13 protein-coding genes and 1 pseudogene are annotated in these 18,474 nt (G+C 70.9%); 8 read left to right on the forward strand and 6 right to left on the reverse strand.

Annotated elements, in window-relative coordinates; genetic code table 11:
• From ABZ371_RS13830 to ABZ371_RS13855, 6 genes and pseudogenes are all read left to right on the forward strand, one after another.
• Window positions 1-106: pseudogene (locus tag ABZ371_RS13830) on the forward strand (alpha/beta hydrolase); the annotation flags it as partial.
• The gene (locus tag ABZ371_RS13835; RefSeq protein ID WP_358678075.1) at window positions 106-1,392 is read left to right on the forward strand and encodes a SpoIIE family protein phosphatase; all 1,287 of its coding nucleotides are present in this window, start codon (window positions 106-108) and stop codon (window positions 1,390-1,392) included. The pseudogene ABZ371_RS13830 and the gene ABZ371_RS13835, both read left to right, overlap by 1 nt.
• Entirely contained in the window at window positions 1,389-1,727 is a 339-nt protein-coding gene (locus ABZ371_RS13840; RefSeq protein ID WP_358678078.1) for an STAS domain-containing protein, read from the forward strand. The genes ABZ371_RS13835 and ABZ371_RS13840 overlap by 4 nt, the downstream gene beginning before the upstream one ends.
• Before the next feature lie 285 nt (window positions 1,728-2,012).
• Window positions 2,013-3,293: a low temperature requirement protein A gene (locus tag ABZ371_RS13845; protein ID WP_358678081.1), complete on the forward strand. Its 1,281-nt coding sequence runs from the start codon at window positions 2,013-2,015 to the stop codon at window positions 3,291-3,293.
• 191 nt (window positions 3,294-3,484) lie between these two features.
• A complete protein-coding gene (locus ABZ371_RS13850; protein ID WP_358678084.1) occupies window positions 3,485-3,781 on the forward strand; it encodes a DUF1778 domain-containing protein in 297 nt (98 codons plus the stop codon).
• Window positions 3,778-4,164, forward strand: coding sequence for a fic family toxin-antitoxin system, toxin component (locus ABZ371_RS13855; RefSeq protein WP_358678087.1), 387 nt, complete (start codon window positions 3,778-3,780; stop codon window positions 4,162-4,164). Before ABZ371_RS13850 ends, ABZ371_RS13855 begins: the two co-directional genes overlap by 4 nt.
• A 200-nt stretch (window positions 4,165-4,364) precedes the next feature.
• On the opposite strand, the gene ABZ371_RS13860 is transcribed toward ABZ371_RS13855, so the two are convergent.
• The 6 genes from ABZ371_RS13860 to ABZ371_RS13885 all read right to left on the reverse strand — a co-directional run bounded on the left by ABZ371_RS13860 (window position 4,365) and on the right by ABZ371_RS13885 (window position 11,926).
• Window positions 4,365-6,044: a cellulase family glycosylhydrolase gene (locus tag ABZ371_RS13860; protein ID WP_358678090.1), complete on the reverse strand. Its 1,680-nt coding sequence runs from the start codon at window positions 6,042-6,044 to the stop codon at window positions 4,365-4,367.
• Between the two features lie 573 nt (window positions 6,045-6,617).
• On the reverse strand, window positions 6,618-6,977 hold the full coding sequence (locus ABZ371_RS13865) for a hypothetical protein (RefSeq protein ID WP_358678093.1): 360 nt from the start codon (window positions 6,975-6,977) through the stop codon (window positions 6,618-6,620).
• Between the two features lie 226 nt (window positions 6,978-7,203).
• Complete coding sequence (locus tag ABZ371_RS13870) at window positions 7,204-7,749, reverse strand: DUF3291 domain-containing protein (RefSeq protein WP_358678096.1); 546 nt, start codon at window positions 7,747-7,749, stop codon at window positions 7,204-7,206.
• Window positions 7,750-7,780: 31 nt separating this feature from the next.
• Complete coding sequence (locus ABZ371_RS13875; protein WP_358678099.1) at window positions 7,781-8,488, reverse strand: helix-turn-helix domain-containing protein; 708 nt, start codon at window positions 8,486-8,488, stop codon at window positions 7,781-7,783.
• 444 nt (window positions 8,489-8,932) lie between these two features.
• A complete protein-coding gene (locus tag ABZ371_RS13880) occupies window positions 8,933-9,511 on the reverse strand; it encodes a TetR/AcrR family transcriptional regulator (protein ID WP_358678101.1) in 579 nt (192 codons plus the stop codon).
• A 288-nt stretch (window positions 9,512-9,799) separates the two neighbouring features.
• Complete coding sequence (locus tag ABZ371_RS13885) at window positions 9,800-11,926, reverse strand: cellulose binding domain-containing protein (RefSeq protein WP_358678104.1); 2,127 nt, start codon at window positions 11,924-11,926, stop codon at window positions 9,800-9,802.
• Between the two features lie 1,862 nt (window positions 11,927-13,788).
• Between ABZ371_RS13885 and ABZ371_RS13890 the strand changes: the two genes are divergently transcribed.
• Together ABZ371_RS13890 and ABZ371_RS13895 are read left to right on the forward strand one after the other, a co-directional pair.
• The gene (locus ABZ371_RS13890; protein WP_358678107.1) at window positions 13,789-15,315 is read left to right on the forward strand and encodes an endo-1,4-beta-xylanase; all 1,527 of its coding nucleotides are present in this window, start codon (window positions 13,789-13,791) and stop codon (window positions 15,313-15,315) included.
• 514 nt (window positions 15,316-15,829) lie between these two features.
• On the forward strand, window positions 15,830-18,169 hold the full coding sequence (locus tag ABZ371_RS13895; protein ID WP_358678110.1) for a glycoside hydrolase family 6 protein: 2,340 nt from the start codon (window positions 15,830-15,832) through the stop codon (window positions 18,167-18,169).
• Window positions 18,170-18,474 lie beyond the last annotated feature (305 nt).

Genomic DNA, 18,474 nt, shown 5'->3' on the forward strand with positions numbered 1-18,474 from the left:
CGGCTCCGAGCTCGTCACCCTCGATGCCACCGGGCACTGCCCGCACCTGTCGGCCCCGGAGGCCACCAACGCCGCCATCACCGAATTCCTGGCGGCCCTGCGGTGATGTGCCGCACCGGACAGCAGTCCGACCCCTACGACGCGGGCCAGGAGAAGACGTCGGACGCGGCGTTCGCGGCCCTGCTGGAGGACAGCGCCGAGGAACTGTACGAGAGCGCGCCGTGCGGATACCTGTCCACCCTGATGGACGGCACCATCGCGAAGGTCAACACCACGCTTCTGAAGTGGCTCGGCCTGGAGCCGGAGGCGGTGGTGGGCCGGATGCGGTTCACCGACCTGCTGACCGTGGGCGGCAAGCTCTACCACGAGACACACTACGCGCCGTTGCTGCGGATGCAGGGTGAGATCAGTGGTATCGCCCTGGAACTCAAGCAGGCGGGCGGGCGCCGTATACCGGTCCTGGTCTCCTCAGCGGTCAAGCACGGCGGCAACGGGGAGCCGCTGCTGATCCGGACCAGCGTCTTCGACGCCCGGGACCGCCGCGCCTACGAGGAGGAGCTCCTGCGGGAGCGCAAGGCGGCCGAGGAGGCACGAAAGCAGGCCGAGGCCGACCGGGCCAGGCTGCAGGACGCCCTGGCCGTGCTCCAGCAGTCGCTGCTGCCCGCGACCCTGCCACTCGTGCCCGGTATGGAGGCTGCCGCGCACTACCGCACGGCCTCGCCCGACCGCCTCGGCGGGGACTTCTACGACCTCTTCCCCATCGACGGTGATCGGTTCGCGTTCTTCCTGGGCGATGTGTGCGGTAAGGGCCCGCAGGCCGCCGCGGTCACCTCGCTGACCCGCTACACCCTGCGCGCGGCGGCCCTCCACGACCCCGACCCGGTCTCCGCCCTGTCCACCCTCAACCAGGTGCTCCACGAGCGCTACACCGGCGGCGACCCGCGTTACTGCACCGCCGTCTTCGGCGTCCTGGAACCCGACCCCGCCACCGGGCTGACCGCCGTGCACCTCGCCTCGGGCGGCCACCCCCCGGCCCTGGTCCTGCGGGCCGACGGCACCGCCGGCTTCCTGCCCACCCCCGGCGGGCTCCTCGTCGGCATCCTGCCCTCCGCCCCCTTCACCGCCGCCACCACCACCCTCGCCCCCGGCGACACCCTCCTGCTCTACACGGACGGCCTCACCGAAGCCCGCACCGGTGCCGACCGCGCCGCGATGTTCGGGGACGAGGCCCTCCTGACCTTCGCCACCGGCCATGCCGGCAAGTCGCCGCAAGCCGTGATGACTGCCCTCACCGGCCTGCTGGACGACTTCGGCGACGGCCTCGACGACGACACTGCCCTCCTCGCCCTCGGTGTACCGACCGCCGGGCCCCAGACGAAGAGCACCGCATGAGCCCGCTGACGATCACTACTCGAAACGCTTCCGCCGGCCCGGTGATGGTGATCACCGGTGACCTCGACTACGAGACGGCCGGGCAGCTGCGCGACCCCCTCAGCGCCCTCGCCCTGCGGCCCGGTCAGCTCCTGGTCCTGGATCTGGGCGGTATGGCGTTCTGCGACTCCAGCGGCATCTCCGCACTGATCGCCGCCCGCAACCACGCCCACGCCGCCCGTGCCGACATCGCCCTGGCCGCCGTCCCCGAGCACACCCTGCGTGTCCTGCGCGTCGTCGGTCTCGACCAGATCTTCGCCCTACAATCCGGCGGCGACGCGATCGCCTGCCCCTGACCCACGACCGCGCGTGTCGGGCCCGCGGCAGGTGCACCGGAGCGGGAACAGGACGAAGCCCGGTCGACGGGCAGGACAGGCGGAGCGCTTCACCGGGTCCGAGGCACGCCGGGGGTACGCTCCGGGGCCCGGCCGACGCCCGCCTCGCGACATCGCCGGCGCGCGCCCGCAAGCCTCGTCGTGGCGAGGACCGGGCGGGTGTGGCGCCGCCTCCCTGTCGCTGGGCACGCGCGTCGGCAGTGCGGGCGGGCGGCGGCGGGTGCCACGTCGGAAATACTGATCCGCATGAACGATCCCCGATCCGACAGCACGCCCGGCCGGTCCGGTCTGTCGCGACGACTCATCCCCATGACCGGCCGGGACCCCGAAGAGCACGGACGGACCGCCTCGCCGCTTGAGCTGTTGTTCGACCTGACCTTCGTGGTCGCTGTGGGCACCGCGGCGTCGCAGTTCGCGGAGATGTTTGCCGAGGGCCACGCCGTCCAAGCGGTCACGGCGTTCGTCCTCGCCATGTTCGCGATCAGCGTCGCCTGGATCAGCTTCAGCTGGTTCGCCTCGGCCTTCGCCACCGACGACTGGCTCTACCGGGTGCTGACCATGATCCAGATGATCGGCGTCGTCGTCTTCTCACTCGGCCTCCCCGCGATGTTCGACTCCGTGGAGGAGGGCGGCCACCTCGAACTGCGCGCCATGGTCATCGGGTACGTCATCATGCGGATCGCCATGGTGCTGCAGTGGTGGCGCGCCTCCCGGGAGGCCCCCTCGTTCCACGAGGTCGGCACGGCCAACATCCGCTGGACGGTGATCGCCCAGGCCGGCTGGATCATCGCCGGCTTCGCCCCCCTGCCGATCGCGGCCGTCTTCGTGGCGTTCGCCGTCCTCGGCGCCCTCGAGCTCGTGCTGCCGGTACTCACCCAGCGAGACGCCGACGGCACCCCCTGGCACCCGCACCACATGGCCGAACGCTACGGCCTCTTCGCGATCATCGTTCTCGGCGAGGGTGTCGTCGGCACGGTCGCCTCCTCGGGGGATCTCCTGGGTGGCGGAGACGGTATGCACTGGACCTGGAACGCGATCGCCGTCGTCATCTCCGGCGTGGGCCTCACCTTCGGCATGTGGTGGATGTACTTCCTGACGCCGTTCGGCGACATCCTGGCGCGTCGGCGAAAGCGCGGATACCTCTTCGGCTACGGCCACATCCCCCTGTTCATGGGGGTCGCCGGGGCGGGCGCGGGACTGCATGTGGCGGGCCTGTACATGGAACACCACGCCGAGGTCTCCGGCGCGGCCGTCGTCCTCGCACTCGCGCTCCCGGTCGGGCTCTACATCCTGATGGTCTACCTCCTGCACACCCTGCTGCTGTCGGCCACGGACCGCTTCCACATCGTTCTGGTCACGCTCACCCTCGCCACACTGCTCGTCGCGGTCCTCCTGGCCACGGCCGGCGTGGCCATCGCGGCCTGCCTGCTCGTGGTCATGCTCGCACCGTTCGTCACCGTGGTCGGCTACGAGACGATCGGCCACCGCCACCAGCAGAAGATGCTGGCAGGGCTCGCCACGCGGTAGGTGACCGGCCGCCCGGGGCGGTCGCCCCGGCGCGCCCGCACCCGCACGCCCCGCCGGACAACGACGCCCCGCAAGGGGGTCGCCCACCCCGCTCTCCCTCGCACCCGCGCGGTGGGCGGAGGAGAGCCCGCGCACCGGCATCGTGCTCAACACCCCCGGACCCGGTCGGTACCGGTGGTACCGTCGGTGCCATGGCGGAACCCAAAGCGATGAATCTGCGATTCCCCGACGCCGAGCAGCGGGCGGCGATCACGGCTGCCGCGAAGCAGGAGGGGGTGAGCCTTCAGGAGTACATCCTGTCCGCGGCCTACGCCCGTGCGACGGCCGTCGAGCAGCGGTTCCTGGACGGCTTCAAGGAGTCGATGGCGCGCAGCGGGGCCGCGTTCGCCGCCGAGCCCAGCGGTATCGATCCGCCGGCGGAGCAGCGGGCTGCCGAGCAGGAGGCCCGCGGCGCGACCGAGGAGCGGGAGCGGGGCCGGGCGGCGTGAGCCTGCCCGAACCGGTGCGCCCGCTGGACGTCGCCTTCCTGCTGCACGCAGCCGAGCTCCTCGACGGTGATCCGCAGGTCGACGATCTCGGGCCGCTGTACGCGGCCGTCGCGCGGGTCGACGCCCGGGCCATGGACCGTGACGTCTACGGATCCCTCCACCTCAAGGCCGCGGCTCTCCTCCAGACCCTCGCCAGGCTGCCCTGCCTCGAGCACTCCGGTGAGGCGTTCGCCTGGCACTCCACCGAGGCATACCTGCTCCTGAACGGCCGGCAGGTCGACTACCCGCCGAAAGAAGCGGTCGCCCTTGTCCGCGACGCCTCCACCGGGACACTGGGTGTGGCCCGCATCGCGCGCCGGCTCCGTGAGTGGACTGTCAGCTAGATGCATCGACCGCTGCGTTGTTTACATAACTGATCGGCGGCCGGCCTCCGAGTGCGGTGTGGCGGCGATCCTGAGCGGCCGGAGGACCGCGCTCACGGGTCTGCGATTTCGGCACCCTGGAGGGTCGCCGGCCCGGCGGGTGTGGCCGGGCCGGCGGGTGCCCCCCGCACCTGATGTCGGTTGCGAGGCAGCGGCTGTGGTCAGGCCGTGGTGCAGGTCCTGCCGTTGAGGGTGAAGGTGGTCGGGGCAGTGTTCGTGGCACCCCTGTCGGCGATGAAACCGAGAGTGACGGAACCGCCGGCGGTGATGGTGCCGGTGTAGGAGGCGGGGATCACGCTCACGGAGCCGCCTGTCTGGGTGGGGGTACCGCCCCACATGTTGTTGATGGTCTGGCCGTCGGTGAAGGTGAAGCCGAGCTTCCAGTTGTTGACGGCGGCGGCGCCGGTGTTGCGGATGGTGATCTCGCTCTGGAAGCCGCTTCCCCAGTCCCCCGCCAGGCGGTAGCCGACGGAGCAGGTGCCCGCCGGGGTGCCGGTGGTGGTAACGGTGACGGTGGCCGAGCGGGTGGAGCGGTTGCCGGCCGCGTCCTTGGCGTAAACGGCGAAGGTGTAGGCCGTGTTGCCGGACAGCCCTGTGACCGTGGCCCGGTTGGACGCCGAGCCGGCCACCCGCGTCTCGGTGCCGCCGGTGACACGGACGACGTCGTAGCCGGTGACACCCACGTTGTCCGTGGAGGCCGCCCAACTCAGGGTCGCGGAGGTGGCCGTCACCTCGGAGGCGGTGGGAGCCCCAGGAGCGGTGGGCGCGGCGGTGTCGCCACCGGGATCGCCGGGGGTCCGGCTGAGCAGGTGTGCCTTGAACCCCTCACCGTAGGTGCTGGTCGGTGTGCCGTCCCAGTCCTCGATGAGCACGTTGCCACCGCTGCAACCCCACGGGTTCCAGGTCCAGGCCGTGTACCCGACCTTGTTGGCGTCCGCCCAGGCCATCACCTGGTCGATGTAGTCATGGGCGCAGGTGTCCTGACCGATCTCACCGGCCTGGACCGGCACCCGGGCGGCGACCGCTCCGATGTTGGTGTCCCAGCACGAGGTGGTCACGCAGCCGTTGAAGTTGTACGAGTGCCATGAGGCCATCAGATTGCCGGTGGGGTCGGCAGGCTTGAATTCCAGCCACCGACTCAGGTTGTTCGTCCACTCCAGACCGCCCGACATGATCACGTTGGTGGCGCCGGTGGCGCGTACGGCGTTGACGAGGGTCTGCATGCCGGCGACCGGGTAGGTGATCCCGGCGCAGGTGCCGCCGTCACGCAGACAGGTCCATGCGGCCGTGGCGTCGGACCAGTTGTTGGCCGCGTCCGGGTACGGCTCGTTGAACAGGTCGAAGATGACCGCTCCGTTCCCCTTGAACATCGTGGCCACCTCGGACCAGAACGTGGGGGTGTAGCGCGCGTCGGGCATCGGCTTCTGACAGGTGGCCGCGACGTCCGGGCAGCCTCCGCCGGGGCCGGTGTACTCGCCCCAGGTCCAGTGCAGGTCGAGGATCACGTTGATGCCGTTGGCCACCAGGAGGTCAGCGTAGGTCTTGACCGCCTGCTGGTACGCCGCCGCGCTGGGCGCTGTCGGAGGTAAGTTCCCGGTGCCCAGCCAGCACTCCTCGTTCAGCGGAATCCGGACGGTGTTGATCTTCCATGCCTTCATCGCGTCGACGGCCGCCTGGTCCGTCGGCCCGTCGAATATCTCCTTGCCCTGGACACAGCCGAACTCTCCGCCGGACCGGTTGACGCCCAGTGGGCGGAACGTGGAATCAGACCCGGTTACCAGGCGGTTGCCCGACACGTGCAGTGCCGGCGCCGCGGCGACCGCCGATGCTCTGCCGTCCACGGCGGACCGACCGGCCGTCGGCGAGGCGACCGCCGAGGCCGGGCCGCCGAATCCGGCCACCGAACCCGCCACAAGCACTCCGACAACGCCTAAAGCCCGAAGGGCTCTTCGCATGCTCATCGCACTCTCCCTCAACGCACGTGGATGACCGATCACTCCATTGGGACCGCCCGGCGAGAGACCGGCCTCGGAGCAGGCTCCGCAGTGGGCAACGCGCCTTTACCTGGCTGGATGACCTTTGATACTGCGCATGACACTGCACCTATGGGAGCGCTCCCACAGGCAGTGAGCGTAGACGTGCCGGGCAACCGGACGGAAGCTCTCTGCAGGACTTGTTTCTGATGCCGAACCCTGAGACATCGGAAGTGGGCAGAGGAGGGGGTCGACGAGGGCGGGATGAGGGAGATTCGTGTGCGCGACAAAAGTCCGCATGGTTCAGCCCCTGCACGGAGCCCGGAGCGGCCGGCGGCTCCTGGACGCCGCAGGCCCCCGGCGCGCCCTCCGAGGACACGACGCACCACCGCACCGCCGGCGTGGTCCTGGTCGCGGCGATCGACGAGTGGCTGTAGTCCTTCACTGAAAAGGCATCGGGGTCCACGGCAACGCCTCCCGCCATCCCTGTCGATCGTGAGCCCAGTCCATCATCACCTTGGCGGTCGACTCTTCCGGGCCGAACACCTCATGGAGCCTTGGAACGTGGGCCTGGTAGTGCTTGTCTGCACCGCCTTCGCGGTACTCGACCTGGTAGCTGAGGTCGTCGTTCAGGTACACCTGAATGTAGTGCTGATCCACAGGCTCCAGATCGAGTCTTACAAGGATCACAAACCGGTGCGACAGGTTCATCTCAGACAGCAGGTCGTGCAGGGCCTCCTTGGTCGGATCGTCCACGGCACGACCGCCCGCTTCAACTACACGCAGCACTGGCTTCAGCATGCACGCGACTGTACCGACCCACAGGACTCAACTACCCAGCAGCGCACTTCCGCAACAGTCCCCAGCCGGGCTCTCCCCATGGGCGACTACAGAGCACAGGGCGGCAGCAACGCGCCGAGGCCGCAGGGCCATGCACACGCGCACCGCCGGGCACTCGCGTCAGGCATTTCACTTCGGCCCTGGGGTCAGGTGTTCACATCGGCCCTACGCCGAAAGCCTCGCAGCGCTACAGCGCCACCGCGTCCTCGACATCCGTCGTCCGCGCATCCCGGGCGGCCCGCCCGGACGGCACGGCCTGCTCGCGACGAAAGGCAACCTCCGCCGCGTAGGAGGAAGTGAAGGTGAAGGCCCGGGGTGACGGGCCGTCCGCCCGCAGGCCCGCCAGCCGCTCCAAGGCCTCGGCCACGGTCGGGAGGTGACCGGCGGGGACCCACCAGAGCACCATGTGCGCCTCCACATGCCGCTCGAACCATTCGCGGCGCCGCCGCATGACCTCCAGGTGGCCGCTGCGGTACGTGAAGTCCCACAGGGCTTCCCGGGATTCCCACACGGTCAGGTTGACGATGACGTTCTCGCCGGCCGGGCGCAGGCCGGTGGCGTCGCCCGTCCCCTCCTCCACAAGACGCCAGACGAAGCCGGGGGTGACGTCGGCGACGTCGTTGATCGGGTCGAGCATCTCGACGAACGGCGCCATGCGCGGGTCGTCCAGGGGGTGGCGGAGTGTTGCCACGTTGAGTTGGGCGAGGTGGGCGGCGTACGTGGACGAGGTCATGGGCCCATCCCACCATCACCCTCGTTCTATGTCAATGTGCATTGTTTTTAGAAGACTCGATCACCACACAGCACTCCCCCGGCCTGGCGTCCATACGAGCGCGCACCGGGCCGCCCGATCCGAGCAGCCCTTCCAGCAACGCGAGGTTCATGCCGCAGACGAGCGGCGGGAAGCGCTCGGCGACGACATGAAAGGGGCAGTTGCGCATACGGATGACGGGCGTTTCCACTCCTGCCGTCGCCGCATCCCCCTCGACTTGCCGGGCCCCTTCACCCCCCTCGATGCGGGGTTCGTATCCACGGGTGGCCAGCACCGCCAGTGCCTCCGCGAGGCTGCCACAGGGCCTATCCGTGCCGCGTAGATCCTCACCCCGGCGGCGCGCGGCCGCACAGAGCCCGGCGTCCAGGCCGGCCTGCTCGGCGGCCTCGGCGAGCAGCTCGGCCGCGGTGCGGTAGTCGCGGGCGGGCAGCGACACCGACCGCTCGGTCCGCGCCCGCGTGTACACCTTGGCCGGGCGGCCCGCCCCCGGCCCCGAACGGCCCGTCAGGCGGCGACTGCCGCTCTCCAGGAGCCCGGCCTCCGTCAGCTTGTCCAGGTGGTGAGCGGCGAGTGTGCGTGTCACCCCGGCGGCCTCGGCGGCCTCGTTGCGGCCGACCTCGCGCCCCTGCGCCACCACGTACTCGTACAAGCGGCGCCGCACCGGATCCTGCAAGGCCGCGATCGCTTCGATGTCCTCCATCCGGTCATTCTAGTGACAACGCAGGTTGGACATAGAAAGACGCCATCCGGCCCGGATCCGTCCGCCACGGAAAGCGGAACCGACCTCCAGGGCATGCCCGAAGCGACTCGGCGGCTGACGCAGGAACCAGCGAGGGTACTGAGCATCGTGGACTCAGGGATACGCGGCCGATCAGGGCCGGGAGGCGCGCACGCCCTGTTCCGGGACAAGAGGCCGACCGCTCGCGAACCGCCGAGCGGAGTCCAGGGTCGCACCTCGGTGCACGCCCGCGGCGACCGGCAGCCGGCCGGGCCTGGTCCGCTCTCCTCCCGGATCGATCACCGTAGGGGCCGCGCGATGCCCGACTGCTGCACCGCGTGGGGCGCGACGCCCCAGTCAGGCAACACCCGGCAATGCCGCGCAGGCGTCCGGCCCCAGGCACCCCGCTCCTGGGCCGCACGCGCCTCAGGCCACTGCGAGCCGGTCCACCAGCAGCTCGGCTCTCCGCTCCGCGTCCCCTGCGGGCAGCCTTCCCGCCCGGGTCAGGGTGGCCAGCCCGTGCAACGCCGCCCAGAACACCTCGGTGAACAGTGCCGGGTGGACGCCCTCCCCGGCGACCTCGCCGAGAGTCTCCAGCAGGGCGGCGAACGCGTCCCGCAGGGGCTCCGGGGTCTCCTCGTCCGCGAACGCCAGGCCGCCGTCGAGCTGGAACATGGCGTCGTAGACCGCCGGATTACGCTCGGCGAAGTCGAGGTAGGCGCGGGCGAGAGCGGTGACCCGGGCGCGGGGCCCGTCAGCGGCGGAGGCCGCGGCCCGCAGGGTCGCGGCCATCTCGGCGGCGCCCTCCAGGGCGACGGCGCCGATGATCTCCCGCTTCCCACGGAAGTGGCTGTAGAGGACGGGCTGGCTGTACTCGATGCTGTCGGCGAGCCGACGGGTGGTGACCGCGTCCCAGCCCCGCTGCTCGGCGAGTTCGCGAGCCGTCGCCACGATGAGGCGTTCACGGACCGCCCGTTCGCGTTCCTTGCGCTCCTGTACCGACATACCGTGATCCTAGCATCGCTAGACAACCAAGCGGCAGCACTTCCGTGGCACGCCATCGCGTACCACCGGATCCCTGGCGTCGGGTCCGGAGCGGGCGGTCGGGCTCGGCGCACGCGGGACCGTGCCCCCCGTGCACATCGGCCTGACGTGACGGTCCGCGCCGCCCCCGGCCCCGGTCGGGGTGCGACTCCCTGATGCCGGCTTCCGGGGACGATCGGTCGGACGAGTGCGCCGGGGACGACCGCGTCCGGGAGCCGGCCGCGCGGCCGGCTCCCGGGCGGACCGGGTTCAGCCGCTCGAGCAGACGGCCCCGTTGAGGCGGAAGACCTTCGGTTCCGGGCTGGGCCCGTCGTTGGCACCGACGAACCCGAAGGACGCGGTCGAACCACCGTCCGGGGCCAGCGGCCCCGCGCCTTCGGGAGCGGTCACCCGCACGTGGGAGCCGGTCTGGTGGAATGTGGCGTTCCAACCCGAGGACACCGTCTGACCTGTGGTCGGCCAGTCCCAGTCCACGGTCCAGCCGGTGATGGGCGTCCCACCGAGGTTGCGGACGGCGACTGTCGCCACGAAACCGTTGCCCCAGCTCGTGTCACGCTGGAAGGTCACCGCGCAGGTGGCGTCCGAGGGGGTGCCGGTGGTGAAGGTCAGTGGAGCCGACGCGGCGGAGAACCGCCCCGAGGCGTCGGCGGCCAGCACGTTGACCGTGTGAGTGCTGCCCGGGGGCAGATTGCGCAAGGTCACGGACGTGCCGGTGGCCTCGCCGATCAGGTGGGTGTGAGCACCGTCGCGCTCCTGGACCAGATAGCGGGCGGCGCCTGCCGCCCCGCCCCAGGACAGGCGCGCGGTCGTGTCGGTCACCCCGTCCAGCTTCGGCGTGCCCGGGGCCGCGGCCGCCGAGGACCCCGGACCGGTGCCCGCCCGGGGGTCGAGGGTGAGCGTGATCAACGCGTACGGCGGCACGGTGACCTGGGACCCGGTGACCTCTCCTGCGGCGACCGCGGTGATGTCGTCGTCGCCCCGCGCGTAGCGACGGACCTCGGGGGCCGCGGCGGACGGGGAGAAGCCCGTGTACGCGAGGTCCACCGTCTGCGCTTCGTCGGGGTTCTTGTTGACGAGCAGGACGCTCAGCCGCCCGTCGCGACGGAGCACGGCATGGGCCGAGACGTCCTGGGCGGAGGACGCGGCAGCGACCATGCTGTCTCCCGCCGTGCCCAGTTCGCCGGTCATCTTCATGCCGTAGTAGGGGTGGAACGGCGTGTTCGGCGCCGGCTCGCACACGTCACCGGTGCAAGCGCCACTGGACAGCATCCCCATGTCCCCGTAGTCGGTCTCGCCGTCGACGGTCGTGATCCGGCCCGCGCCGTTGTGGGTGTTCCACCAGTCGACGGTGAAGACGCCGTTCTCCAGGGCCGTCATGAACGCGTCGGCGGCGAACAGCCCGTTGGGGCGAGCGGTGAGCCGGGCGCCACCCGTGTTGGTGTTGATCTCGGTGAGGGCGATGCCGATGGCCGGCGAGCCGGCTCCGGCGTACCGGTCGATCTGGCTGCGCACCTCGCGCAGTTCGCCCGGCAGACCGGCCAGCCGGGCGGAGGCGTCCTCGGCGGTGGTGTCGGCTCCACCCGCGTACCAGTGGACGCTCACGAAGTCGATGACGTCGGCCACCGCCGAAAGGACCGTGTGGTTCCAGTCGCCGGAGTCGCCTTCGCCGACCACCCCGTCCGGCCACTCGCCCGGGGTGGTGAGGACGGCACCGATCTTGACCGTCGGGTCGACCGCCTTCATCGCCGCGGCATAGGCACGCACCTGGCGGGCGTACTCCCGGGGACTCTTGTCCTCGTGGTCGTCGTGTTCCCAGCCGCTCCCGTAGTGGCCGTTGCCGTAGATCTCGTTGCCGATCTCCCAGTACTTCGCACCGTAGCCCTTGGTGATGTTCGCGTACCGGACCCAACCGGCGGCCTCCTCGGGTGTACCCGAGCCGTAGTTGGCGATGAGGATCGGTTGCGCCCCGGTGGCGCGGACGGTGCCCATGAAGGAGTCGAAGCCGGTGCCCGGGGCGACGTAGCCCCCGGGCGCGGTGTGCGTCTCCCAGTGGTAGATGTCCGCGTACGAACCTCCGGGGTATCGCATCGCCCCCACGTCGGCCGCCTTCATCAGGTCCGCGACCTCCGGGTCGTTCATGTGCGAGTCCCACACGGCGGCGTTGACTCCGCGGGCGGTGTCGGGCAGCCGGCCCAGCGCCGCCTGGGTGTTGACCCGGACATCGACGTGCGGGGCGTCGGCCGCCCGCGGTGCGGCGGGCGCGGCACCGACCAGTGAGCACAGCAGGGCTGACACTGCGGCGAGAGTGGCCGCTCCCCGTGCGAGGGGGTGTAGTCCGGTGTCCGCCGGGCGGCCGAGTCTGTGCGGTGTTGACATGCGAGTCCTCACTGGATGGTCCGGCGGCGCGGAGAGGCGGCGGACATCGGCCGTGCCGCCGAGCCGGCAGGCAGTCCGCCGCCGGGCAGCCGGAGCACCGGCCGGGGCAGCGGGGACACTCCGCGCCGGCGACACGGAAGAAGAAGGGCGAACGCGGAACGGTCGTGCGGGTGCGACACGGCGGCCCGGTCCTGGAGGGGCGACCGGGACCCCCGCCGATGGGAGCGCTCCCAGCATGGGAACGACGTGACGTCCTGTCAACACCCCGGCAGCGGGAAGTGACCATGGAACCGCCTCTCCGCGGGCCCGTGGTCCGCACACGGGAATCGTTCCCCCACCCGGACGGGGTCCGCGGCCCGCCGCAAGGGTGGGGGACGCGGTCCGTCACACTCCGCCTCAGGGGCTCACCCCGTTCACCGGCTGCGAGACGGCGAGCGGCTCCCCCTGTCGGTCTCCGCGCTACGCCGGAGTGGCGGGCCGTCACCTCCGGGATGTGCCGCGGCGCGGCACCATGAGCGCCGGGGTTCCGGCGACCGAGATCGGCACGCCATCGCCTACGCCGGCCTCTCGTTCGGGCCGCGAGGGCCAGGCGCGTGCAGACGGCGGTGATGCGCCCTCCCCGCGGCCGCAGGTCCGGGGGCGCCCTCTCGTGGTGCTCGTGGGACGCGTGCGCCGATGCACCGTACCGAGGCGGCGAGAACGCGGCGACCGAGCGCCCTCCAAGGCTTGGCGATGACGCGTGCCTCACGAGGGACCGCGAGCCGAAGCCGGCCACCGGAGGCCCGAGGACATGCCGCCGGGGCCCAGGCGAACGACCGAGGAGGCCGCGCAGGAGGACGACCGGGGTGTCGTCGGGGAGCGAGAGCGCGGCATGTCTCCAGCTCCGGCCGGAGACCCGGACGGTGCATTCGCTGTCGCACGGACGCCGCGGCAGCCCTCCGAAGCGGTCCGATCGTCCTGCGGGGCGAGCTTCTGCCCGCGGCAGGACCCGCCGCATCCGATCCGTTCGTCGGTGCGGCCCACGGGTGAAAGCCCCGGAGGCCGTAAGTCAGGCAGATGGGCGAGGCCGGCCGGCGCGGCCCGTGGGCCCACGGACCCCCGCGTACACCATTGCGTACGCCGACGGGCGCGTCGCAGTCCGTCACCACCGGCGCGCCGCTCCGGGACCGAACCACCCGTTCGTCACTCATCGTCGCCCACCAGGACCATCCGGGGCACGCCGCACCCCGGCGCCGAGCACACGAGCGCCGCCGCACCCACCACGCTCGCGCTCGCCCTTCGGTGCGCCTGCCTGTGCGCCCAAAACCGCTCGCCAGACGCTTCTCGTCTTCCCCGGCTCACACCGCCCGGTGACGGCACCGGTCGCTGCGCCGACTGCCCCTGGAGGCGACCCCGTGCCGGTCCGCCGACGCGAACAGGGCCTCACGCCGTCACCTGGTGTGTGCGAGCCTGAGCCCCCGCGCACTCGGCGCGGCACTGCCTCGGATGCGCGGACGCGAACGGTCCCGGATCGCCACCCGGGGCGACCCCGGGGGTGCGCACTCCGTGGTCGCGGAGGCATCGTCACAGCGACCGCACCCGCTGGTCCGGGCGCGGTACGACTGCTCGCGGGCCCTGCAACTGCCTTTTAAACACAGCCCGTTCAACGTGTGGCCGCAGCAGGGTCCCGTAAGCCAGTTGTGCTTTAAGTCTTGACAGGTGCCTGTCGCCAGGCCAGCTTGGGAGCGCTCCCATTCACCAGGGTGCACACCGGTCCACTCCACCCGCCTTCTCCCCCGCCACCGGAGGAGAAGCAGACGCAACGGGGCGCAGTCGCGCCTTCGTCACGTCTCCACACTGCCCGGCAGAGGAAGGCGTTTGCCATGAGCTCGGTGAAGCGCTGCGGATCCAGCCGCACCAGGAGAGTCCCGGCCCTCCTGGTCGGAGCCCTCGTCCTCGCCCTGACGGGCGGACCGGCGGTCGCGGCCCAGCAGGCGACCCTGCACGAGCTCGCCACCACCCATGGCAAGTACTTCGGCTCCGCCACCGACAACCCCGAGCTGCCCGACGCCGACTACGCGGCCACCCTGGCCTCCGAGTTCGGGCAGATCACCCCCGGTAATTCCATGAAGTGGGACACCACCGAGCCCGTCCAGGGGCGGTTCGACTTCACCAAGGGCGATGTGGTCACCGACTTCGCGGCACGGAACGGCCAGACGGTGCGCGGCCACACGCTCGTCTGGCACAGCCAACTGCCGAGCTGGGTGGGCGCTCTGCCGCCCGCGCAGGTCGAGGCGGCGATGACCCACCACGTGACGGAGGAAGCCGCGCACTACCGCGGCACGGTCACCGCGTGGGACGTGGTGAACGAGCCGTTCAACGAGGACGGGACCTTCCGCGCGAGTCCCTTCTACACCGCGATGGGCACCGACTACATCGCCACCGCCCTGCGCGCCGCCCACGCCGCCGACCCCGACGCCGAGCTGTACCTCAACGACTACAACATCGAAGGGCTCGGCGCGAAGAGCGACGCCATGTACACCCTGGTGCGCGAGCTGCTCGCCGAGGGCGTACCGCTCGACGGCGTCGGGATGCAGGCCCACCTGGCCGTCCAGTACGGCTTCCCGTACGAGATGCGGGCGAACATGCAGCGGTTCGCCGATCTCGGGCTCGATGTGGCCATCACCGAACTCGACGTGCGGGTGCCACTGCCCGCCGACGCGGCCGAGCTGGCCACTCAGTCCTCCTACTACCAGCGCGCCGTCCAGGCGTGTCTGGCGGTCGGGCGCTGTGTCGGCGTGACCGTGTGGGACTACACGGACAAGTACTCCTGGGTCCCGGGTACGTTCCCCGGCGAGGGCGCCGCCAATCTGTACGACGAGAACCTCCGGCCCAAGCCCGTCTACGACGCGGTCCGCGCCGCGCTCGGCGGTGGGGACGGCGGCGAGGGCGGTGACCCGGGTGTACTGAAGGCGCAGTACCGCAGCAACGACGCCAGGGCGGCCGACAACCAGATCAAGCCCGTCCTCCAACTGGTGAACACCGGTGGCGCGGCGGTCAGCCTCCCGGAGGTGACCGTCCGGTACTGGTTCTCCGGCGACAACGGCGGTGCCGCGTACAGCACTTGGTGTGACTGGTCGCCACTCGGGTGCTCCACCGTCACCCACCGGGTCGTGGCCGCGGACAACCCGCGCCCGGGCGCCGACCGCTACCTGGAAGTGGGCTTCACCGGCGGCAGTCTGGCCCCCGGGGCCTCGACGGGCGAGATACAGCTCCGCCTCAACAAGACCGACTGGTCGAACTTCGACGAGGCGGACGACTACAGCCACGGCTCCGGTACGTCCTTCGCGGACGCCACGAAGGTCACCGTCCACATCGGTGGCCGGCTCGTCTGGGGCACCGCGCCCTGACCGCCCGGAGTGCCGGACCCGCCTCCCGCCCCTCCCCTGTCCCCGCCCTCCCACGACACCCGCTGACGGAGGACCGTGTCGATCTCGCACAGCACACCGAGCGCAGCAGACCGAGCAGTGCCGGGCGGCAGCGCTTCCGCCACGGGCAGGGCGCGGGAAACCCCGGCGACCGTCCGACGGCGCTCTTCCCCCGGGCATCCCCCCGGTGGCCGGCCACCGACCCGGGCCGGCCGCTCCCCACACTCCCGATGGCGGGTCATCCGCACGCCCCGCCGACCCGCCATCGGGTGATCCACCGCCTCACCGACGCACCTCAGGTCACGGTCCCAGCCGACGGCGGACCTGACGGGGACGCCGGCCCCTGACCGGGCCACCGCCCCCGAGCACCACCCCCACGAACCGTCTGCGGGGAGCTTCCGCAGGCGTACGAGAGGAGCACGGAGCCGCAATGAGAACCATAGGCACCAAGACGCACGGGCTACGCCGGAAAATGGCCGCCATATCCGCCCTGGCCATGGGCGCGGCACTCGCGGTCGCCATCCCCACCACCCCCGCCGCGGCGGCGGCGGCCCGGGTCGACAATCCCTATGTGGGCGCCACGGCGTACGTGAACCCGGACTGGTCGGCCAAGGCCGCGGCCGAACCGGGTGGCGACGTCATCGCCGACACACCGTCCTTCGTCTGGATGGACCGCATCGCGGCCATCGGCGGCTCGGCGAACGCGATGAGCCTGCGCGAGCACCTGGACACGGCACTGGACCAGGGCGCGAACCTGTTCCAGGTCGTGATCTACGACCTGCCCGGACGCGACTGCGCGGCGCTGGCATCGAACGGTGAGCTCGGCCCCACCGAGCTCGACCGGTACAAGAACGAGTACATCGACCCGATCTCCGAGATCCTCGCCGACCCGGCGTACGCCAGTCTGCGGATCGTCACCATCATCGAGCCGGACTCGCTGCCCAACCTGGTCACCAACGCGGGTGGTACCGCCGGTTCCACCGAGGCCTGCGCGACGATGAAGGCGAACGGCAACTACGAGAAGGGCGTCGGCTACGCCCTGCACACCCTCGGTGCCATTCCCAACGTCTACAACTACATCGACGCGGCCCACCACGGCTGGCTGGGCTGGGACACCAACATGGGCCCGGCGGCGAAGGAGTTCAAGAAGGCCGCCACGTCCGAGGGTGCCACGGTCGCCGACGTCACGGGCTTCATCGTGAACACGGCCAACTACTCGGCCCTCAAGGAACCGAACTTCAAGATCACCGACTCGGTGAACGGCACCACGGTCCGCCAGTCCAAGTGGATCGACTGGAACTACTACACCGACGAGCTGACGTTCGCCCAGGCGCTGCGCACCCAACTGGTGAGCGAGGGCTTCTCCTCCAACATCGGCATGCTGATCGACACGGCACGCAACGGCTGGGGCGGCTCCGCACGTCCCACCACCGCGGGCCCGCTGACCAGCGTGGACGCCTACGTGAACGGTGGCCGGGTCGACCGGCGTATCCACGCGGGCAACTGGTGCAACCAGAGCGGCGCCGGTATCGGCGAGCGTCCCACCACCGCTCCGGAGCCCGGTATCGACGCGTACGTGTGGGCGAAGCCCCCGGGTGAGTCGGACGGCAACAGTGCTCCCGTCGAGAACGACGAGGGCAAGGGTTTCGACCGCATGTGCGACCCGACCTACACCGGCAACGGGCGTAACGGCAACAGCATGAGCGGCGCCCTGCCGAACTCCCCGCTCGCGGGTCACTGGTTCTCCGCGCAGTTCCAGGAGCTCGTGCGCAACGCCTACCCGCCGCTCGACGGCAACGGCGGCAACAACGACACCCAGGCGCCGACCGCTCCCACCGGAGTGACGGTCTCGGCGAAGACCAGCAGCAGCGTCTCGCTGACCTGGACCGCGTCGACCGACAACACCGGCGTGACCGGTTACAACATCTACCGGGGCGGCGTCCAGGTGGGCACCTCCACCACGACCTCCTACACCGACACCGGTCTGACGGCCTCGACCGCGTACAGCTACACGGTCAAGGCGAAGGACGCGGCCGGCAACCTCTCGGCGGCCTCCACCGCGGTTTCGGCCACCACCTCCGCGGGCGGCGGCACGAACGACACCCAGGCGCCGACCGCTCCCACCGGAGTGACGGTCTCGGCGAAGACCAGCAGCAGCGTCTCGCTGACCTGGACCGCGTCGACCGACAACACCGGCGTGACCGGTTACAACATCTACCGGGGCGGCGTCCAGGTGGGCACCTCCACCACGACCTCCTACACCGACACCGGTCTGACGGCCTCGACCGCGTACAGCTACACGGTCAAGGCGAAGGACGCGGCCGGCAACCTCTCGGCGGCCTCCACCGCGGTTTCGGCCACCACCTCCGCGGGCGGCGACACCGGAACGGGCGCCCTCAAGGTCCAGTACAAGAACACCGACTCATCCGCCACGGACAACCAGATCCGGATGGGTCTCCAGCTGGTTAACACGGGCAGCACCCCGATCAGTCTGTCCTCGGTGAAGGTGCGCTACTGGTTCACCCCGGAGGCCGGGGCGTCCACCTTCGGGACCGCGTGCGACTGGGCGGTCATCGGCTGTGGGAACCTGACCCACGCGGTGAAGACCGCGGGCTCGGCGGCCGGTGCCAGCCACTACCTGGAGGTCGGCTTCGGCAGCGGCACTCTGGCGGCCGGCGCCTCCACCGGCGAGATCCAGCTGCGCGTCAACAAGAGCGACTGGTCCAACTTCGCCGAGGCCGACGACTACAGCCGTTCGGCCAACACGAGCTACGCCGACGCGTCGAAGATCGGCGTGTACGTCACCGGCACGCTCGCCTGGGGCACCGCCCCCTGACCCCGCCGTCCGGACTCCGTCTCCGCCCGTCGTCCTGTGACGCGGTGACGAACGGTCCGGGTCACGGGTGACCTCCAACGACCTGCCCCCTGCCGGACGCCCGGCAGGGGGCAGGTCTCTTGTGCGGGGCGTACGCCGTGACGGACGTCCTCCGTCCACGAGGACGTCGGTTCTCCGGGCCGAGGGCCAGGGCCCGCTGGCCGGAGACCTCGTCGAGCGAGCGCCGTCCGATGGCCCGGAACGCCGAGGCGGGGCGGTCGAGGTGCGGTACCGGGGTACCGCGTCAAAGCGCACGTCGGCGGGAG

Source organism: Streptomyces sp. NPDC005899 (assembly GCF_040629645.1).
Classification (GTDB): domain Bacteria; phylum Actinomycetota; class Actinomycetes; order Streptomycetales; family Streptomycetaceae; genus Streptomyces.

Bases quoted from the DNA above. Each gene is read 5' to 3' on its own strand.
- ABZ371_RS13880 (WP_358678101.1), bottom strand. From the start codon at position 9,511: ATGTCGGTACAGGAGCGCAAGGAACGCGAACGGGCGGTCCGTGAACGC.
- ABZ371_RS13865 (WP_358678093.1), bottom strand. From the start codon at position 6,977: ATGCTGAAGCCAGTGCTGCGTGTAGTTGAAGCGGGCGGTCGTGCCGTG.
- ABZ371_RS13890 (WP_358678107.1), top strand. From the start codon at position 13,789: ATGAGCTCGGTGAAGCGCTGCGGATCCAGCCGCACCAGGAGAGTCCCG.
- ABZ371_RS13895 (WP_358678110.1), top strand. From the start codon at position 15,830: ATGGGCGCGGCACTCGCGGTCGCCATCCCCACCACCCCCGCCGCGGCG.
- ABZ371_RS13840 (WP_358678078.1), top strand. From the start codon at position 1,389: ATGAGCCCGCTGACGATCACTACTCGAAACGCTTCCGCCGGCCCGGTG.
- ABZ371_RS13885 (WP_358678104.1), bottom strand. From the start codon at position 11,926: ATGTCAACACCGCACAGACTCGGCCGCCCGGCGGACACCGGACTACAC.
- ABZ371_RS13875 (WP_358678099.1), bottom strand. From the start codon at position 8,488: ATGGAGGACATCGAAGCGATCGCGGCCTTGCAGGATCCGGTGCGGCGC.
- ABZ371_RS13870 (WP_358678096.1), bottom strand. From the start codon at position 7,749: ATGACCTCGTCCACGTACGCCGCCCACCTCGCCCAACTCAACGTGGCA.
- ABZ371_RS13835 (WP_358678075.1), top strand. From the start codon at position 106: ATGTGCCGCACCGGACAGCAGTCCGACCCCTACGACGCGGGCCAGGAG.
- ABZ371_RS13845 (WP_358678081.1), top strand. From the start codon at position 2,013: ATGAACGATCCCCGATCCGACAGCACGCCCGGCCGGTCCGGTCTGTCG.
- ABZ371_RS13850 (WP_358678084.1), top strand. From the start codon at position 3,485: ATGGCGGAACCCAAAGCGATGAATCTGCGATTCCCCGACGCCGAGCAG.